Genomic DNA, 17,659 nt, shown 5'->3' with positions numbered 1-17,659 from the left:
TACCCGGGTACCCGCGCAGGGACCGCCGAACCGCGCCGACGTGTCCTCTACCGGCCCGCTTGAGCGGGGCTCCCTGGGGAACGCGAAGGATGAGGGCGGTCGTTCCCGACGATGTGAGCAGCCACCACAGCGTGCCCCGTGGACGTGAAGGGAATTCCGATGGCCGTTGCGTTGGCCCGCGACTATGCCTGGTTGCGGGAGACTCAGCCGGACCTCGCCGAAGCGTACTGCCTCTCCTACGTCCGAGGACTCGGTAAGGCCGCCGCTCTGGGGCGGCTCGGAGTGGCCGAGCGCGACATGCGCTGCCTGCCCATCGCCGAGGCCGTCGAGGCCGCGCTCTGCTGCGCCGACGACCGCCCGCCGATGACCGTGCACGCGCTGTCGGTGGGCGGCTGGACGGTGATCATCGAGCCCACCGGCTGCCGGGCCACCCGGCCCGAGTGCTACCGCGCGCTCTCGGCCGAGACCGAGCTGGTCTCCGTGCGCGTGCTGATGGGCCACCGCTACGAGTTCCGCTGGGTCATCGACGGCGTGCTGCAGACCTTCTTCGACGCCCGCACGCCGCGGGTGCGCCGCGGCACCCGCCCCGACTCCCTGGAGGCCCAGATGGGCGCCGTGGGCCTGGGGGGCACGGTCGCCGAGACCGAGCCCGCAGCCGCGGTGCTGGCGCTGGCCGACCGGGTGACCGGCGTGCGCATCCGCTCCTCCCACCTCGCCGGCCCCCTGCTGGGCGCCGAACTGGACTCCGCTCTGCCCCTGACGCCCCGCTGAACCTCCCCGCCCCGACACCGACGGGGCCCGGCGCGAGGACGCGGCGGCCCCTCCGAGGCCGGCGGGCGGTCCGTCCCCCGCGCGCAGGGGTGCCCGCCGCCGCGCCGGACCGCCGGCGGGGCGACGCCCGAGGACGGAAGTGCGTTGTCCTGCGCAGGCCGCTGACCTGTTGTGGTCACATACAGCGACGCTGCTTCTTCGGCGGCACCGGGTGTCCTACGTTTCTTGCATGGACGCCGACGGGGTCCGGATGAGGCGACCCGCCGCCCCGGCCCGGAGCGGCGCTGTCGGCCACGTGGAAGGAACCCTCCGGCGCATGTCCCCATCTCCCGCGGCCTCCGCTCCGAGCGCCCCGGCGCGCGGCCGGGTGCTCGTCCTGGCGGCCGCGCTCGCCGCGGCGACCGGATGCAACGCGCTCGCACCGCCCGTTCCGCCGCCGACCGCGTTCACGTCGTTCGCGGCCGAGAACGTGCCCGGCCTCAGCGAGCGCAGCGTCGAGGACGAATCCGGCGGCTTCGACCTCCGCGGGTCGGTCCCCGAGATCCCCGGTGCCGAGCCGCTCACCGGCCGCCTGGCGGCGATCGCCGACCGCGAGGCCGCGGACTTCCGCAACGCCTATGACGAGGCCGAGCGGATGGAGGTCGGCTGGACGCTGACCGCGGCTGCCAAGGGGCTGGTCGGTGTCCGCATGGTCCGCACCGAGGTCGACCACCGCGGCCGCCACGACGCCTACTCCACCTACTACTACGACGTGCGCACCGGACGCACCGCCTACTCCACGGAGCTGCTCGCCGGCGACGCCGAGCTGCGCGAGCTGAACGGGCTCGTCGCCGAGGAGCTGGAGCACGGCGCCGGCGACCCGCGGCGCCTGCACCCCGGCTTCCGGCTCTACGACTCCATCGGGTTCAACCCGGACGGCGGCCTCCTCGTGGAGTTCGACGCGGGGCGGGTCGCGCCGGTCGCCGAGGGCCGCGTCGCCGCCGTGGTCGCCGCCGCCGACGCCCGCCCGCTGCTGTCGGAGCTGGGCGATCGGGTGTTGGCCGCCACGCGGACCGATCCCCGCGCGTTCTCCGTGGACTCCCCGCCCCAGGACCCGCCGCCGGACGAGCCGCCTCCCCCGGGCCCCGGGGTACCCGGGGCGGTCCCGCCCCGCGAGGACCACGACTGCGGCGTCGAGACCGTGTGTGTCGCCCTGACCTTCGACGACGGCCCCAGCCCGCACACCGGCGAGGTCCTGGACCTGCTCGACCGCCGCGGCGCCGCGGCCACCTTCTTCCTGTCGGGCAACGCGATCCGCAACCGGCCCGCGCTCGCGGGCCGCACCTGGGCGGCGGGCCACGCGATCGGCAGCCACGGCGAGACCCACGAGCGGTTCACCGACTTGTCCCGCGGAGAGCTGGACGCCGAGCTGGACACCGTGGACGCGCTGATCCGCCGCGAGGCCGGGGTGCGGGTGGACCTGCTGCGCCCGCCGTACGGCGACACCGGCGAGGCCGTCGGCGAGGTGGCGAAGGAGCACGGCCAGGCGCAGATCGTCTGGGACACCGACTCCGAGGACTGGACCGGGATCAGCGCCGAGGAGATCGCCGCCAACGTCGCCGCGACCCCGCCCGGCGGCCTGGTGCTGCTGCACGACACCGAGCGGACCACCGTCGAGGCCCTGCCGAAGATCCTGGACCACTTCGAGTCGCAGGGCTGGGCCGCGGTGACGGTCCCCGACCTGCTCGGCGACACCGAGGCCGGCCGGCCGTACTACACGAGGGACCCGGTGGCCAACGAGGAGTGCATCCTCCTGGACGGCTGCCCGATCTGACGCGCGGCGCCCGTGCGCGGGCGCCGCCGGCGGACACACGGAGGGAGCACCGCGCACGGCACGGGCGGGCGGGCGTTCAGCCGGGCAGCGGGGCCGCGTCGGTGCCGGCGTCGGCCCCCACGGCCTCGGCCACCGACGTGTATCCGGCCGAGCGCACCAGCCGTGCCAGGCCGCGGTGCATGCGGCGCGGCCACAGCGGCCCGCCGTAGACGAGCCCGGTGTAGCCCTGCACGAGCGTCGCGCCGGCCCGGATGCGCTCCCAGGCGTCCTCAGGGGTGGAGATCCCGCCGACCGCGATGAGCAGCAGGCCCTCCCCCGCACGGGCCCGCAGTCGGCGCAGCACCTCCAGGGACCGCCGCCGCAGCGGGGCGCCGGAGAGCCCGCCGGCCCCGGCTGCCGCGACCTCCTCGTCGGAACTGCGCAGGTCCGCGCGCGAGATGGTGGTGTTTGTGGCGATCACGCCGTCCAGCCCCAGGTCGACGGCGAGATCGGCGACGGCATCGACGTCGTCGTCGGCGAGGTCCGGGGCGATCTTGACCAGCAGCGGCAGCGTGCCGTGCCCGTCGCCGTCCAGCGCCGCTTTGACCTCGCGCAGCAGCGGCCGCAGCCGTTCGACGGCCTGGAGGTCGCGCAGTCCGGGGGTGTTCGGCGAGCTGACGTTGACCACCAGGTAATCGGCGAAGGGCGCCAGTCGGCGGGCGCTCTCGACGTAGTCGGCCACCGCTTCGGACTCGTGCGCCGCCTTGGTCCTGCCGATGTTGGCGCCGACGACCGGACGTCCCCCTCCGCGCCGGGCGCGCAGTGCGCGCAGGTGGTCGGCGGCCACGACCGAGCCGTGGTTGTTGAAGCCCATCCGGTTGACGATCGCCGAGTCCGCCGGGAGCCGGAACAGGCGCGGCTCAGGATTGCCCGGCTGCGGGTGGGCGGTCACGGTGCCGACCTCGACATGTCCGAAACCCAGCGCCGTGAGGCCGGTGACACCCTCGGCGTTCTTGTCGAAGCCGGCGGCCAGGCCCAGCGGCCCCGGCAGTTCCCGCCCGAAGGCCTGCACGGCGAGTCCGGGCTCGCGCGGGCCGAGGACGGCGCGCATGGCCGCGGGGGCGCCGGGCACCGCGGCGAGCCCGCGCAGGGCCGCGAAGCTCATCCGGTGGATGGACTCGGCGTCGGTGCGCCGCAGGACTGCGGAGAAGAGGAGCTGGTAGAGCACGGGCTTCCCGGTGTCGTGTCGAGCGCGCGGGGTCCCGCCGGGGCCGCGCGCGGGTGTGCGGGTGGCGCCGGCGGGCGCGGCCCGCCGGCGGCGGGACTCAGCCGTCGCCGCCCTCGCGGTCGGCGAGGAATCGCTCCAGCTCCGCGCCGAGCTCGTCGGCGGTGGGCAGGTCGGTGCCGTCCTCGCCGAACATCGGACGCTCGGAGCCCGCCTCGCCGGCGCTCTCGCGGGCCGCCATGAACTCGTCGTACTGCTGCTCCAGGTTGGCGACCACGCGCCGGACCTCCTCGGAGGCCTCGACCTGCTGCTCGATCTCCTCGTCGGTCTGCTCGGCGGCCTCCTTCAGCCGGGCGCTGGGCAGCGCGAGGCCGGTGGCGCCCGAGACGAACTCCAGCGCGGCGATGGCTGCGCGCGGGTACTCCGACTGGGCCAGATAGCTGGGCACGTGCACGGCGTAGCCGAGGGCGTCGTGGCCCCACTCGCCCAGTCGGAACTCCAGCAGCGCGGCGGCGCTGGCGGGCACGTTGACGCGGCCGATCCAGGGCGTGTGCCCCGACACCAGCTCGGCGCGCGTGGCGTGGGCGGTGGCGGTGGTCGGCCGCGTGTGCGGTACCGCCATGGGGATCCCGTGCAGGCCGACGGCCAGGCCCACGGAGAACCGCTCGACGAGGTCGCGCACCGCCGCCGCGAAGGCCTCCCACTCGTGGTCGGGTTCGAGCCCGTGCAGCAGGAGGAACGGGGTGCCCTCGGTGTCGCGCATCTGGTAGAGCGACAGCTTGGGCGGACTGTACTCGGTATAGGCGCTTTCGACGAAGGTCAGCACGGGGCGGCGGGCCCGGTAGTCCAGCAGCCGGTCGACGTCGAAGGCCGCGATCTCCTCGGCCTCGAATGCGGCGAAGAGGGCGTCGGCGGCTTGGCGGCCGACCGTACCGGCGTCCACGAACCCGTCGAGTACGACCAGCATCACGGTCCCGGCGGCCTCCTCGGCGGCCTGGCGGAGCTGGTAGAGGTCAGCGTGGTCACGCACCTGGCAGGGTCTCCATTCGCACACGGGGCGGCGGGGCGGCGGCGACACACGCGCGGCGGTTGCGCGCGCGGTCGGATTCGCTGTCCAGAATAGTCGAGCGCGACCGCCCCGCCCCCAACGCCGGAGTCGGCCCCGTCACTGTGAACGCAGCACGCGCAGGCTGCGCAGCCGGTTCAGCGCGGCGGCGATCTCGTAGCGGCGCGGGAGCACGTAGTCGCCCGCATAGCCGCGCCCGAGCGCCGTCACCCCGTCGCCCTCCAGCCGCTCCTCCAGCGCGTCCAGCGCCTCGGCGAGCGTCCGGTCGTCGCCGAGCAGGCCGCCCTCGGCCAGCAGCCGCATCGCCAGGCCCACACCGATGATCTGGCCGGAGTCGACGAGCTGCGCGAGGTTGCGCACGTCGATCTCGTTTTCGCCGAAGGTGAGCACGTCCATGTCGCGGCGCTTGATGCGGGAGCGACCGCGCGCGGTGGCGTCCACCGAGCGGGGGTCGATCACGCGGGCGGCGGGCGCGGCGAAGTCGGCGTCGGTGCGTTCGGCGGCCAGCTCGCGGGCGCGGTCGGTGACGTCGTAGGGGCGGTAGCCGTCGAGCATGACGACCTGGTCGGCGACGTCGAAGTAGTCGCCGCTTCCGCCCATCACCAGCACCGTGGAGACCCCGTGGTCCCGCCGCAGCGGGCGGACCAGGTCGACGAAGGGGGTCAGCGGCTCGCGGTCGCCGTGCACCAGGCGCTGCATCCGGGCGTCGCGGATCATCAGGTTGGTGGCGGTGGTGTCCTCGTCGATCAGCAGCGCCGTCGACCCGGCTTCGAGGGCCTCGGCGATGTTGGCGGCCTGGGAGGTGGAGCCCGAGGCGTTCTCGGTGGAGAAGTCGGATGTGTCGGCGCCGGTGGGCAGGTTGCGCACGAACGCTCCGATGTCCGTGCGCTCGACCTGGCGGCCCTCCTCGGCGCGGATCTTGACCGCGTCGGCGCGGGAGACCACCAGCTCGCGGCCGTCGCCGGGGACGTGGTCGTAGACCCCGCGCTCCAGGGCGTGCAGCAGGGTCGACTTTCCGTGGAAGCCGCCGCCGACGATGAGGGTGATGCCCTCGGCGATGCCCAGGCCGCTGACCTCGCCCGCGTGCGGCAGGCTGACGGAGACGCGCATGCTCTCCGGTGAGCGGAAGGGCACGGCGCTGCCCTGCATGGGCAGGTCGCTGACGCCGCTGCGGCGCGGCAGCACCGAGCCGTCGGCGACGAAGGCCACCAGGCCCAGGTCGGGCAGGCGGTCGCGCAGCGCGCAGGTGTCCTCGACCGTGTCGGCGAAGGCGGCGGCCTCGGCGGCGTCGAGCGCGGGCCAGCGCAGCGCGTCGACCATGTCGGGCAGCCGCTCGCACAGCTCGCGCTCGGCGGTGCGGCCGTCGATCCTGCGGCCGTGGCCCGGCATCTCGATACCCAGCCGCAGCAGCACCTCGCCGTCGCGGATCTGGCAGGCGGCGCGGTCGAGCACCTCCTGGCCGCCCGCGTCGATGCGCAGCCGGGCGCCCTTGAGCTCGCGGTAGGCGCGGCGCACCAGGTAGTCGGCGGTGGCCCGGCGGCGCACCGGCGAGTGCCAGGCGGAGTCGGGCAGTTCGGCGACGTCGGCGGGGATGCGCACGGACACGCGGGAGGGCGGCGCGAAGGGGTCGGACTGCACGCGGTCGACCGTCAGCGTGAAGTCGGGGAAGGACCAGTCTCCGGTGAGCGACTTGTAGCGGCCGTAGGAGGAGCCGTCCATCCTGCGCAGCTCCTCGGCCAAGCGGGCGTCGTCGCGCCGACCGCGGATCTCGGGCTCGTCGCGGCGGCCGCCTCCGCCGCCCGGACCGCCGCGCCGCTCCGGCCGTCCTCCGCCGTGGCGGCGCTCCTGGCCCCCGTACCGTCCAGGCATCGGTCGGATCCCTCCTGATGGTGTGTTCTCGTGCGTCGGGCTTCGCCTGTGCCGGGCGGCTCCGGCCCACGGGCGCGCGGGTCGGCTGCCCGCTCGGCGGTGCGGCATGCGCGGCGCCGCGTTCCGGACCCGGACGGCACTCGGCCGCCGGGCCGCCGGCGGGGCCTTCCCGCGGTCGTGCGTTCGGCTCCCCCGCCCCCGCCCGGATCGGCCACCGCGGCCGATTGCCAACCCTAACGCCCGGCACCCGAATCGGCTCCGCCCCGGCTCGCGGCGGCGGGCGCGGCGCGCACCGTCCGCCCCGCACCCGCCGCGCCGCCCGCCGGCGATCAGGCCTGCGGCGGGGCGGCTCCCCCGTAGGTGCCGAAGGTCCAGGAGTTGCCTTCGAGGTCGCGCACGGTGAACGTCCGGGAACCGTAGTTTTCGTCCTTCAGCGGGCGCACGACCTCGGCCCCGGCCGCGGTGGCGCGGGCGAACCGGGCGTCGGGGTCGGCGGCGACGAGGTAGACAGCGCCGCCGCCGGGCTTGAGATCGGAGAAGGCCGCGTCCTCGTCGTAGCCGCCGAGCGTGATCACACCGCCCCGCCACCCCAGCTCGGCGTGGACGATACGGCCGCCGTCGTCGGGCACGACCAGGTTCCGGGTGAGGCCGAATGCCTCGACCAGCCAGTCGATCGCCTTCGCGGCGTCGCGGTAGAGCAGCACCGGCCACACGGTCGCGGCCCCGTTCGCCTCGTGCATCGGAATCCCTCCTCGCGCGCATCCCTGCGCCTGTGCGATGCGTTCGGTCCGAAGCTAGGCTCCGTGCGCTCCGCCGTATTGGACGAATGGGAAGCCGGGTGAGGCCGATGGACCCGCTGCCGCTCAGGACGGATGCGGCGGGACTCGGCGGCGCGGCGCCGCGCCGCCGGGGCGGGCGCACGCGGACCCCGCGCACCGCGCCTCAGTCCGGTTCGCGCAGCGCGGGCTCGTCGAGGATGAACATGGTCTGGGTGTTGCGCACCTCCGGGATCCGCTGCAGGCGCTCCAGCACGAAGGTGCGCAGCGCGGCGGCGTCGGCCACCCGGACGAGCAGCAGGAGGTCGACGTCGCCGGAGACCAGCGCGGCGTGGTCGACCTCGGGGATGTCCCTGAGGTGGTCGCGGAACCTCTCCCAGGAGTGCTGCTCGATGCGCACCGACACGTAGGCGGCCAGCCCGTTGCCGTACTTCTCGTGGTCGATGACCGCGGTGAATCCGCGGATGACGCCGCTCGAACGCAGCCGGTGCAGCCGGGCGTAGGCGTTGGCGCGGGAGATGTGCGCGTGCTCGGCCACCGCGCGGATGGACATGCGGCCGTCCGCGCGCAGCAGGTCGATGATCACGTGGTCGACGTCGTCCAAAGCGGTGGCCATGTGTCTCACCTCACACCGGCGGAGTGGGAGCACATCGAGACGGATCCGCCTCCACGGTCGCTAGGTCTAGCCATCCGTCTACGATACGCGGCTCATTATGGACATTATGCGGCACCCAGCCGCATATTCGGACCATGACGACCAGCGACGCGCCACCGGTTGCGGTTCCCACGGTCCCCTCCGCGGAGCCCATCCGTCTGATCGACGCCGAGGGCCGCCGCACCGCCGACCCGGCGGTGCGGGCCGGCTTCGACCTGCCCGCCCCGGACACCCTGGAGGCGCTGCTGCGCGCCATGGTCGTCGGCCGCCGCTTCGACGGCCAGGCCGGCGCGCTGGCCAAGCAGGGCAGATTGGCGGTCTACCCCTCCAGCCGCGGCCAGGAGGCCTGCCAGGTCGGCGGCGTGCTCGCCCTCGCCGAGAACGACTGGCTGTTTCCCACCTACCGCGACTGCGTCTCCCTGGTCGCCCGCGGTGTCGACCCGGTCGAGGTGCTGACCCTGCTGCGCGGCGACTGGCACTGCGGCTACGACCCCAAGGCCTACCGCTGCGCGCCGCAGTGCACGCCGCTGGCCACCAACGCCTCCCATGCCGTGGGGCTGACCTACGCCGCCCGCCGCAAGGGCGTCGACACCGCGGCGCTGGTACTGATGGGCGACGGCGCCACCAGCGAGGGCGACGCACACGAGGCGTACAACTTCGCGGCGGTGTGGAACACCCCGGTCGTCTTCCTCATCCAGAACAACCAGTGGGCCATCAGCGTGCCGCTGCACAAGCAGTCCGCGGCCCCGACCCTGGCGCACAAGGCCATCGGCTACGGCATGCGCGGCTACCACGTCGACGGCAACGACGCCGCGGCCGTGCACGCGGTGGTCTCGCGCGCACTGGCCGAGGCCCGGGCGGGCGGCGGCCCGGCGCTGATCGAGGCGCGCACCTACCGGGTGGAGCCGCACACCAACTCCGACGACCCCAAGCGCTACCGCGAGGACGCCGAGGTGGAGCGGTGGCGCCGACGCGACCCGCTGGCCCGCCTGGAGGCGCTGCTGCGCAGCGAGGGCCTGCTCGACGACGCGGGCATGGCCGGCTTCCACGATGAGGCCGACCGGCTGGCCGCGTCGGTGCGCGACCGCCTCTCGCGGCCGCCGCGGCGCAGCGCCGACGACCTGTTCGCCCACGTCTACGCCGAGCCCACGGCGGCCCTGCGCCGCCAGCGCGCCGCCGTACGCGAGGCCGCGGCACACGCCGAGCGGGCCGGCGAGCCGGACGGAGGCCGCTGATGGCGCGCACCACCCTCGGCCAGGCACTCAACCTTGCGCTGCGCGACGCCATGGCCGCCGACCCCGAGGTGATCGTCTACGGCGAGGACGTCGGACCGCTGGGCGGGGTCTTCCGGGTGACCGACGGCCTGTCCGCGGAGTTCGGCGAGGACCGCTGCTTCGACTCCCCGCTGGCCGAGTCCGGGATCGCGGGGACCGCGGTGGGCATGGCGATGTACGGCCGCCGACCCGTGATCGAGATGCAGTTCGACGCCTTCGCCTACCCCGCCTTCCAGCAGGTCGTCTCGCACGTGGCCAAGATGCGCAACCGCACCCGCGGTCGCCTGGAGCTGCCGCTGGTCATCCGCATCCCCTACGGCGGCGGTATCGGCGCCGTGGAGCACCACGGCGACTCCTCCGAGGCCTACTACGCCCACACACCGGGCCTGCGCGTCGTCACCCCCGCGACCGCGGCCGACGGCTACTCCATGCTCCGCGAGGCGGTGGAGTCGCCCGACCCGGTGGTGTTCCTGGAGCCCAAGCGCCGCTACTGGGCCGGCGAGGATGTGGAGCTCCCGGCGCGCACCGAGCCGATGGACCGCGCCGTGGTGCGCCGCGAAGGAAGCGACCTGACGATCGTCGCCTACGGCCCGACCGTCGACACCGCGCTGCTGGCCGCCGAGGCGGCGGCCGAAGAGGGGCGCTCCGCCGAGGTGGTCGACCTGCGCAGCCTCTCCCCCTTCGACGACGAGACCGTGGCCGCGTCGGTGCGGCGCACCGGCCGAGCGGTCGTCGTGCACGAGGCTCCCGGGTTCGCCGGCTTCGGCGCCGAGGTCGCCGCGCGCGTCACGGAGCGGTGCTTCCACTACCTGGAGGCGCCGGTGCTGCGGGTGTGCGGCCTGGACATCCCCTACCCGCCGCCGCACCTGGAGGAGTTCCACCTTCCCGGAGTGGACCGCATCCTCTCCGCCGTCGACCGGCTGCAGTGGGAGTCGTCCTGGGTGCCCGGCGCGGCACCGGTCCGCGCTGCGGCGCAGCGTTCGGAGGTGGGCGCGTGAGCGCGGCGGACCGGGGCCCGGTGCGCAGCTTCCTGCTCCCGGACCTGGGCGAGGGGCTGACCGACGCCGAGATCGTGGAGTGGCTGGTGTCGGTGGGCGAGGCGGTGGCCGTGGACCAGCCGGTGGCCGAGGTCGAGACCGCGAAGGCGGCGGTGCAGGTGCCGTGCCCGTTCAGCGGGACCGTGGAGGAGCTGCACGGCACCCCGGGCGACACCGTCGCCGTGGGGTCGCCGCTGGTCAGTGTGCGCACCGCGGCCGACACCGGAGCCGCCGATACCGGCGAGCGGGACGGGACCGGCCGGCACGCGGGCGGTCCGGAACACCCGCCGGACACCGCCGACACCGCCGACACCGCCGACACCGCCGACACCGCCGACACCGCCGACACGCAGGACTCCCGCGGCGATGCGGCCGGTTCCGGTGCGGTCCTGGTCGGTTTCGGTACCCGTCCGGAAAGCCCGTCCCGCCGCCGCCTCCCCTGGTGGGACGCCATGGAGGAGGCGCCGCCGACAACGGCGTCGGCGGCGCCTCCCCGCCCCCGGCCGGCTCCCGGGGAACGGGCACCGGTCATCTCGCCGCTGGTGCGCCGGATCGCGCGCGAGCACGGCATCGACGCCGCCGCGCTGTCCGGAAGCGGCGAAGGCGGGCTGGTGCTGCGGCGCGACGTGGAGGCGGCCGCCGCGGCCATGGCGCCTCCCGCCCGCGCCGATGCGGCCGCCGCCGCGGCCGAGCGGCCGCCGGCGCCGCCGCTTCCCGGACCGAGCGCGAACGGCGTCGCGCGCACCTCCGCATCACCGAACGGAGCGGCGGCCGACGCGCACGCGGCCGGAACCGAGCGCGTCGCGCTCTCCGCCGCGCACCGCGAGATGGCGCGCCGGACGGCCCGGTCCCGGCGGGAGATCCCCGAGGCGACGGTCTGGGTCGACGCCGACGCGACCGGCCTGCTGGAGCTGCGCACGGCGCTGAACGAGGCCGACCCCGAGCGCCCGGTGAGTCTGCTGGCGCTGGTCGCCCGCTTCTGCGTGCTCGGGCTCCAGCGGTGGCCCGCGCTGAACTCGCGGTTCGACGCCGAGCGCGAGGAGCTGGTCCGCCCGGCGGGCGTCCACCTGGGCTTCGCCGCGCAGACGCCCCGCGGGCTGGTGGTGCCGGTCCTACACGACGCCGACCGGCTGAGCACCCGGCAGCTTGCGGCCGAGCTGAGCGCACGCACCGAGCGGGCCCGGGCGGGCACCCAGCCCCCCGCCGAGCTGACCGGCGGCACGTTCACCGTGAACAACTACGGCGTGTTCGGCGTCGACGGCGCGGCTGCGGTCATCAACCACCCCGAGTCGGCGATCGCGGGCATGGGGCGCATCGTGGAGCGGCCGTGGGCGCACGGCGGCCAGGTGGCGCTGCGCCCGGTGACCGAGCTGACGCTGGCCTTCGACCACCGGGTGTGCGACGGCGGGCAGGCCGGGGCGTTCCTGCGCTTCCTCGCCGACTGCGTGGAGCGGCCGGCGCTCCTCGTCGGCGACATGTGAGCCCGGAGACGACGCGGCGGCCGCGCCCCCGCCGACCGGTCGAGCCGGGGCGGGGGCGCGGCCGCGTGCGCCGCAGGGCCGGGGGCTACTCCCGGCCGGTGCGCCCGGAGCCGCGCTCGCGCACGGCGCGGGCGGCGCGCTCCCAGTAGGCGCCCACGGTCTCGCGCACGCTCTGCGCGGTCCCGCGCATGCCCTCGGCCGAGAGCAGCGAGGCCTCGCGGTGGCGGCCCGAGCCGGCGTAGTCGGTGGCGTGGCGGCGCCGCGCGAAGAGGAAGGCCACCAGCAGCGCGGGCAGGATGGCCAGGGTGAGGACACCGGCGGCCATGGGGAGGTCGTTGCCCGCCAGCGAGATGCCGGAGACGTCGTTGGCCGCGGTCTCGGCCGTGAGGCCCTTGCCGGACCCGCCGTCGTCCTTGCCGGAGGCGGCGCCGCTCTGCTGCTGCTGGTCGCCGTCGGCCTGCTGGGTCTTCGACCCGTCGCCGCCGGACTCCTCGGACTCCTGCGCCTTGGACTCGCCGCCGGAGCCGCCGTCGTCGCCGCCGCCGTCGTCCTTGTTCTGCTCGGAGGAGGCCTGCTCGGGCTTCTCCTTACTCTGCTTCTTCTCGTCGCCGTTGTCCTTGGCCGAGGCCGGGACGGGCTGGACCTCGCGGCCGTCGCAGACCTCGGACTCGCTCATCGGCATGGGCGCGCCGGGCGTTCCCGCGCCGTCGCCCCACTCGGTGATGTAGTACTCGAGCTCGATGTGGCCCTGGCCGCTGGCGACGGTGTAGCTGGAGTCGTTCCAGCTCGATCCGACCAGGTCGGCGAAGGTCTGGCCGTCAAGGTCGAGCATCACGCCGCAGCCTTCGGCGGGGTCGCCCGGTCCGCGGTCACCGATGAAGAACTCGGCCTTCTTGCCGTTGTACTCGACGTAGCCCTCGGTGCCGAGGGGCCAGCTCGGGCTGGCCGCCATGCCCTTCTGCATCGGCAGGCCGGATGCGGGGGCGCCCGTGTCGCCGTTGATCCCGGAGCCGTCGTCCCAGAAGTAGGAGGCGGTGGTCTGGCCGTACTGGATGGGGTCAGAACTCATAGAAACGCAAACCCAATTCGACTGAGCGGGGGCCGAGCGAGGCCGCGCAGGCACGACATACCGGGCATTTCGGATACGCCGGAGACAGGGGCGTCCGAATGCCGGATGTACCTGGTGGGGGCTCCTGACTGGATGGCCAGGAGCGGCGGGATCGCCGGCCGCCGTCGAACGACGGCGCACCGGGGCAGGCGCTGGATGCGCGGCCCACCCGCAAGAGGTCGGGGGCCTCTCCTCCCCGGGGTCAGATCCCGGGGCTCGGCATCGGCTTGGCAGACCTGGATCCTGGAAAGGCAATGACCAGGTCACGAACCGATCACGAAGGACTGTAGCCCACGAAAAAGTCAAACGCCACAAGCAGGAACGTAAAGTCGCAGATCAGGACGGACCCGACCGCGGAACGCGCCATGCGAAACGCCCGCATACACGGCTGTTCGGCGGTTTAAACCGCAAAAAATATGGCACCCGTCACAGTTTGACGAGTGCCGGGCGGGGCCGCCCCCTCAGGGCGGCGGTCCGTGCGTCACGTCACGCCCGTGGCGACGGCAAAGCGAGGGTCACGCCACTCCCCGCTCCGCACCACCTCGACCAGCGCCTGGGCCGCATCGAACACGTCGGCATAGCGCAGGTAAAGCGGGGCGAAGCCGAAGCGCAGGATGTCGGGGGCTCGGAAGTCGCCCACGACGCCGCGCTCGATCAGCGCCCGGACCATCGCGTAGCCGTCCGGATGGCGCAGCGACACCTGGCTGCCGCGCCGCTCCGGCTCGCGCGGGGTCGCGAGCCGCAGCCCGGCGGGGCGGGTCGCCTCGATGAACAGGTCGGTCAGCGCCAGGCTCTTCTCCCGCAGCAGGCCGAGGTCGACGCGCTGCCACAGCTCCAGGGACGCCTCCAGAGCGGCTGCGGCCACCACCGGCTGCGACCCGCTGAGGAACCGGCTCGCGCCTTCGGCGGGCGCGTACCCGGCGGAGAAGTCGAACGGGCGGGCGTGGCCGTGCCAACCCGTGAGCGGCTGCCGGGAGGCGGCGTGGTGGCGTTCGGCGGCGAAGAGGTAGGCGGGCGCACCCGGACCGGCGTTGAGGTACTTGTAGGTGCAGCCCACCGCGAAGTCGGCCCGGTCGGACGCGAGCTCGACGGGCAGCGCGCCGGCGCTGTGGCACAGGTCCCACACCACGAGCGTTCCGTTGGCGTGCGCCAACCGGGTGATCTCGGCCATGTCGCGCAGGGCGCCCGTGCTGTAGTCGACATGGCTGAGGAGCAGGACCGCGACGTCGCCCGCGGCCAGCGCGCCGGCCAGGGCGGCGCGGTTGTCCGCGTCGACCCGGCGCTCGACGGCGCCCATGATCTCGCTCACGCCTTCGGTGATGTAGAGGTCGGTGGGGAAGTTGCCCCGCTCGCCCAGGACGACGTGCCGCTCGGGGTTCAGCCGCAGCGCCGCCACCAGCGCCTTGAAGAGGTTGGCCGAGGTGCCGTCGCCGACCACCACCTCGTGCGGCGCGGCGCCCACCAGCGGCGCGATCCCGGCGCCGAGCGTGCGCGGCTTGTCCCACCAGCCGGCCTCGTTCCAGCTCGCGATCAGCCGCTCGCCCCACTCCTGCTCGACCGTCCGCGCGACGCGGCCCGGGGTGGCGGCGGGCAGGGCGCCCAGCGAGTTGCCGTCGAGGTAGACCGTCCCCGAGGGCAGCAGGAACTCGTCGCGGAAGCCGGCCAGCGGGTCCTTCTCGTCGCGGCGGAGGCAGTCGTCACGGGTGCTGGGTGTCATCGCGGTGCGCCTTCCTGAGCTGGGTGGTGGGGCGGCCCGCCGGCCGCGCGGGGCGGCTCCGGCGGCCGGAGCCGGCGGCCGGAGCCGCCGTTCGGGCGGGCGCGGATGGTCGGCACGTGGTGTGCATGCCCGCCCGCGCCGCCGCCTCACGCCCGGGCCGTCATACGCCGGTGCGCAGCGACCACAGTTCGGGAAAGACGTCCTGCGCGGCGTTGCGGGCCAGCCAGTCCAGCCCGCTGGAACCGCCCGTGCCCGGCTTGGCTCCCATGGCGCGCTTGACCGCCATCAAATGCCGGTGCCGCCAGCGGGTGACGCGCTCGGCGGTGTCCAGCAGCGCCTCCGCCAGCTGCAGCAGGTCGTTCTCGGGGCGTTCGTCGGCGTAGACCGCGGCCCAGGCCCGCTCCACCCGCGGGTCGGCGGTATAGGGGCGGCGCCAGTCGCGTTCGGCGGCCTCGTGCGGAACGGGCAGTCCGCGACGGTGCAGCAGCCGCAGCGCGGCGTCGTAGAGGCCGGGCTCGGCCAGTGCGCGCTCCAACTCGGCGTGGGCGAGCGGCAGGTCCTCGTGGGCGCGCGCCAACCCCGCCGACTTGTTGCCCAGCAGGAACTCCAGCTGCCGGTAGGACGCCGACTGCACGCCCGAGGCCACGCCCAGCGCGTCGCGGAACCTGTCGAACTCGGTGGGCGTCAGCGTGGCGAGCAGGCCCCACGACTCGGCCAGCACGTCCTGCGTACCGGCGCCGCGGCGCAGCGCGGCCAGGGCCGATCCGGTGTCGTCGGCCTCCAGCGCGTCGCGGGCGGCCTCCCAGTGGTGGCGGACGAGCCGGAACAGCAGCTCCATGACCTGCGTGGCGATGATGAAGTCCAGTTCGGCCGGCTCGCCCGTCCGCGGACGCTGCAGGCTCAGCAGGGTCTCGGTGCGCACGTAGTCGGTGTAGGCGGCGGCCTCGTCGGCGCCCAGCACCGGGCAGGACCGTGGTTCCCCGGCACTCTCCGCGGCCGCGCCTCGGGCCGCGGACCACCCGTTGTCGTAGGACGCGGTCATCGCCATCGTCGCTCTCCTCGCCGTCGGCACAGTAGGGACTGATCATCCACAGCATGCGCCAATCGGGTCCGCTGAATGAATGGCCGGCGGTTGCGGATTCGGCGGTCTCGCTTAGCATGCGTAAGCGAGACCGCTCTTCAGGGTTACGGATGCAAGACGGCGCCTGCGAGTCGGCAACCGGCTCCGGAAGCGGCGATTCCGCCGCGCATCGTGCGGCGGGCAGAGGTCGGCAGAGCGGGCACGCGGCGCGCAGCGCCCCGGCTCGGGGTGGTGGCGGGTGACCTGCGGGCACGCGGCGCGCAGCGCCCCGGCTCGGGGTGGTGGCGGGTGACCTGCGGGCACGCGGCGCGCAGCGCCCCGGCTCGGGGTGGTGGCGGGTGACGGGAGGGCGGATGCTGGACGGCGTCGACCGGCGGATACTCGCCGAACTGCAGGAGGACGCGCGGCTGTCCTACAACGAGCTGTCGCGGCGGGTGAACCTGTCGGCGCCCGCTGTGGCGGACCGGGTGCGGCGGTTGCAGGACACCGGCGTGATCACCGGCTACCACGCCCACGTCGATCCCGCCGCCGCGGGACTGCCGGTGACCGCCCTGGTGCGCATGGAGTGCTTCGGCCCCCTGTGCCTGCTGCGCGACGCGTCGGCCATGGCGATGCCGGAGATACTGCAGCTGCACCGGGTCACCGGCGACGCCTGCTGCGTGCTGCTGGTGGCGGTGGCGTCGATGGCGCATTTCGAGGAGGTCATCGACCGCCTGGCCGAGCACGGCCGCCCGTCCAGCACGATGGTGCTCTCCAGCACCTACCCTTGGCGGCCCGTGCGCCCGCCGTCGGCGCCGTCGTGACGGCGGCAGCGGAGGCAAGGGCCTCCGGCGACCGCGTCAACGACGCCATCCCGTCCTTCCGCCCCCGGCCAGCCTGACCCGCGCCCCCGCACGGACCGGTGCGCGGGGGCTTCCCGTCGCACGCGGCTCTCCGCCGCTCGTTCACCGCACCCGCGCACAGGGGCGCGCCGCCCGCTCACCCGCGCTCCAGGCGCCGCAGGGTCCGGCGGAGCAGCCAGGCACCGGTCAGCGCCGACAGCGCCGCCCCCGCCGCGAGCCCCGCCGGCCACGGAGCGGCGCCGTAGCCCGGCAGCACCGCCACCGGCCAGAACGCGGGCACGGGCGCCAGCAGCCACACCGCCCGGGAGGGCAGCCACCACACCGCGGCCGGTAGCAGCGTGAACACCGCTCCGGCCGCTTTGACCAGCACCAGCGACTCGACCTTGGAGGCCGCGAACGCGGTGACGGCCAACACGAGCAGCGCCGCCTGGAGTGCCGCCAGCCCGACCGCCGCCACCAGTGCGGGCAACCCCTCCGCCAGCGCGTCCGGCGCCAGACCCGACAGCGGCACCGCGGCGGCCAGTCCGGCGGCCGCGGCGACCGCCGCGACGGCGAGCCGGTAGGCCAGATACCGCGGTAGGCCCAGGGGCGAGACGCGGAAGAGGGCCAGCGTGCCGTCGTCGGCGTCCTCCACCGTGCGCAGGGCGCCGATCGCGCCCATCATCAGTGGCACGTGCAGTACCACCAGCGCCGCCAGCAGCACCGGGGTGACGGGTTCGGTGTGCAGCCCGTAGCGGTCCGCGAGGAACCCGCTCACCGGCGGAAACCCCCACCTCAGCAGCAGCGCCAGCACGGCCGGGCCCAGCAGCAGCGCGCTGAGCATCGGATCCCGCAGCAGCCCGCGCAGGTCGATGCGGGCCAGCCCGCCTACGGCCCCGCCGCGCGCTCGCGCGGCGGGCGCGCCCGCGCGCACCGCCCGCGCCTAAGTCGGAGGCCAAGCGGTCTTAGGAAGACAAAACAAGCAG

Annotated in this window: 15 protein-coding genes; 6 read left to right on the top strand and 9 right to left on the bottom strand. The window is 74.7% G+C overall.

Translation table 11 applies throughout. From position 1 onward, the window contains the following. Positions 1-159: 159 nt before the first annotated feature. Positions 160-771 (top strand): DUF6461 domain-containing protein, encoded by a 612-nt coding sequence (locus ABEA15_RS17180; RefSeq protein WP_345557532.1) that lies wholly within the window; start codon positions 160-162, stop codon positions 769-771. 316 nt (positions 772-1,087) lie between these two features. After that, positions 1,088-2,584, top strand: coding sequence for a polysaccharide deacetylase family protein (locus tag ABEA15_RS17175; RefSeq protein ID WP_345557530.1), 1,497 nt, complete (start codon positions 1,088-1,090; stop codon positions 2,582-2,584). A 76-nt stretch (positions 2,585-2,660) separates the two neighbouring features. Here the strand turns inward: ABEA15_RS17175 and ABEA15_RS17170 are convergent, their stop codons facing one another. From ABEA15_RS17170 to ABEA15_RS17150, 5 genes are all read right to left on the bottom strand, one after another. After that, positions 2,661-3,791 carry a quinone-dependent dihydroorotate dehydrogenase gene (locus ABEA15_RS17170; protein WP_345557528.1) on the bottom strand — a complete coding sequence of 377 codons (1,131 nt, stop codon included), beginning with the start codon at positions 3,789-3,791 and terminating at the stop codon, positions 2,661-2,663. Positions 3,792-3,888: 97 nt separating this feature from the next. After that, entirely contained in the window at positions 3,889-4,818 is a 930-nt protein-coding gene (locus ABEA15_RS17165) for a PAC2 family protein (protein WP_344145351.1), read from the bottom strand. Between the two features lie 135 nt (positions 4,819-4,953). Then, complete coding sequence (locus tag ABEA15_RS17160; protein ID WP_345557526.1) at positions 4,954-6,723, bottom strand: ABC-ATPase domain-containing protein; 1,770 nt, start codon at positions 6,721-6,723, stop codon at positions 4,954-4,956. A gap of 329 nt (positions 6,724-7,052) precedes the next feature. Further along, positions 7,053-7,463 carry a VOC family protein gene (locus ABEA15_RS17155; protein ID WP_345557524.1) on the bottom strand — a complete coding sequence of 137 codons (411 nt, stop codon included), beginning with the start codon at positions 7,461-7,463 and terminating at the stop codon, positions 7,053-7,055. Positions 7,464-7,665: 202 nt separating this feature from the next. Further along, complete coding sequence (locus tag ABEA15_RS17150) at positions 7,666-8,115, bottom strand: Lrp/AsnC family transcriptional regulator (RefSeq protein WP_344145357.1); 450 nt, start codon at positions 8,113-8,115, stop codon at positions 7,666-7,668. Positions 8,116-8,249: 134 nt separating this feature from the next. Here ABEA15_RS17150 and ABEA15_RS17145 point away from each other — a divergent pair, with 134 nt between their 5' ends. From ABEA15_RS17145 to ABEA15_RS17135, 3 genes are read left to right on the top strand one after another with little or no spacing between them, the layout of a single operon-like run. After that, positions 8,250-9,389, top strand: a complete 1,140-nt coding sequence (locus tag ABEA15_RS17145; protein ID WP_345557522.1) for a thiamine pyrophosphate-dependent enzyme — start codon at positions 8,250-8,252, stop codon at positions 9,387-9,389. Continuing rightward, positions 9,389-10,426, top strand: a complete 1,038-nt coding sequence (locus tag ABEA15_RS17140; RefSeq protein WP_345557520.1) for an alpha-ketoacid dehydrogenase subunit beta — start codon at positions 9,389-9,391, stop codon at positions 10,424-10,426. Before ABEA15_RS17145 ends, ABEA15_RS17140 begins: the two co-directional genes overlap by 1 nt. Further along, positions 10,423-11,946 carry a dihydrolipoamide acetyltransferase family protein gene (locus ABEA15_RS17135; protein ID WP_345557518.1) on the top strand — a complete coding sequence of 508 codons (1,524 nt, stop codon included), beginning with the start codon at positions 10,423-10,425 and terminating at the stop codon, positions 11,944-11,946. The genes ABEA15_RS17140 and ABEA15_RS17135 overlap by 4 nt, the downstream gene beginning before the upstream one ends. A gap of 85 nt (positions 11,947-12,031) precedes the next feature. Here ABEA15_RS17135 and ABEA15_RS17130 read toward each other — a convergent pair whose 3' ends face one another. The 3 genes from ABEA15_RS17130 to ABEA15_RS17120 all read right to left on the bottom strand — a co-directional run bounded on the left by ABEA15_RS17130 (position 12,032) and on the right by ABEA15_RS17120 (position 15,819). After that, positions 12,032-13,015, bottom strand: coding sequence for a hypothetical protein (locus ABEA15_RS17130; RefSeq protein WP_345557516.1), 984 nt, complete (start codon positions 13,013-13,015; stop codon positions 12,032-12,034). Positions 13,016-13,535: 520 nt separating this feature from the next. After that, positions 13,536-14,771: a kynureninase gene (kynU, locus tag ABEA15_RS17125; protein WP_345557514.1), complete on the bottom strand. Its 1,236-nt coding sequence runs from the start codon at positions 14,769-14,771 to the stop codon at positions 13,536-13,538. A 160-nt stretch (positions 14,772-14,931) separates the two neighbouring features. Continuing rightward, complete coding sequence (locus tag ABEA15_RS17120; RefSeq protein ID WP_345557512.1) at positions 14,932-15,819, bottom strand: tryptophan 2,3-dioxygenase; 888 nt, start codon at positions 15,817-15,819, stop codon at positions 14,932-14,934. Between the two features lie 386 nt (positions 15,820-16,205). On the opposite strand from ABEA15_RS17120, the gene ABEA15_RS17115 reads away from it, so the two are divergent. Next, the gene (locus tag ABEA15_RS17115) at positions 16,206-16,655 is read left to right on the top strand and encodes an Lrp/AsnC family transcriptional regulator (RefSeq protein WP_344145371.1); all 450 of its coding nucleotides are present in this window, start codon (positions 16,206-16,208) and stop codon (positions 16,653-16,655) included. A gap of 175 nt (positions 16,656-16,830) precedes the next feature. Here the strand turns inward: ABEA15_RS17115 and ABEA15_RS17110 are convergent, their stop codons facing one another. Next, the gene (locus tag ABEA15_RS17110; protein ID WP_345557510.1) at positions 16,831-17,607 is read right to left on the bottom strand and encodes a hypothetical protein; all 777 of its coding nucleotides are present in this window, start codon (positions 17,605-17,607) and stop codon (positions 16,831-16,833) included. Positions 17,608-17,659: the final 52 nt, after the last annotated feature.

The organism is Streptomonospora halophila (assembly GCF_039542725.1).
Taxonomy (GTDB): domain Bacteria; phylum Actinomycetota; class Actinomycetes; order Streptosporangiales; family Streptosporangiaceae; genus Streptomonospora; species Streptomonospora halophila.
This window is presented reverse-complemented; position numbering and strand designations above follow the sequence as displayed.

What these genes read in the sequence shown, in the direction of transcription:
- ABEA15_RS17180 (WP_345557532.1), top strand. Translation starts at nt 160, where the DNA reads ATGGCCGTTGCGTTGGCCCGCGACTATGCCTGGTTGCGGGAGACTCAG.
- ABEA15_RS17175 (WP_345557530.1), top strand. Translation starts at nt 1,088, where the DNA reads ATGTCCCCATCTCCCGCGGCCTCCGCTCCGAGCGCCCCGGCGCGCGGC.
- ABEA15_RS17160 (WP_345557526.1), bottom strand. Translation starts at nt 6,723, where the DNA reads ATGCCTGGACGGTACGGGGGCCAGGAGCGCCGCCACGGCGGAGGACGG.
- ABEA15_RS17155 (WP_345557524.1), bottom strand. Translation starts at nt 7,463, where the DNA reads ATGCACGAGGCGAACGGGGCCGCGACCGTGTGGCCGGTGCTGCTCTAC.
- ABEA15_RS17150 (WP_344145357.1), bottom strand. Translation starts at nt 8,115, where the DNA reads ATGGCCACCGCTTTGGACGACGTCGACCACGTGATCATCGACCTGCTG.
- ABEA15_RS17145 (WP_345557522.1), top strand. Translation starts at nt 8,250, where the DNA reads ATGACGACCAGCGACGCGCCACCGGTTGCGGTTCCCACGGTCCCCTCC.
- ABEA15_RS17140 (WP_345557520.1), top strand. Translation starts at nt 9,389, where the DNA reads ATGGCGCGCACCACCCTCGGCCAGGCACTCAACCTTGCGCTGCGCGAC.
- ABEA15_RS17130 (WP_345557516.1), bottom strand. Translation starts at nt 13,015, where the DNA reads ATGAGTTCTGACCCCATCCAGTACGGCCAGACCACCGCCTCCTACTTC.
- kynU (WP_345557514.1), bottom strand. Translation starts at nt 14,771, where the DNA reads ATGACACCCAGCACCCGTGACGACTGCCTCCGCCGCGACGAGAAGGAC.
- ABEA15_RS17120 (WP_345557512.1), bottom strand. Translation starts at nt 15,819, where the DNA reads ATGGCGATGACCGCGTCCTACGACAACGGGTGGTCCGCGGCCCGAGGC.
- ABEA15_RS17115 (WP_344145371.1), top strand. Translation starts at nt 16,206, where the DNA reads ATGCTGGACGGCGTCGACCGGCGGATACTCGCCGAACTGCAGGAGGAC.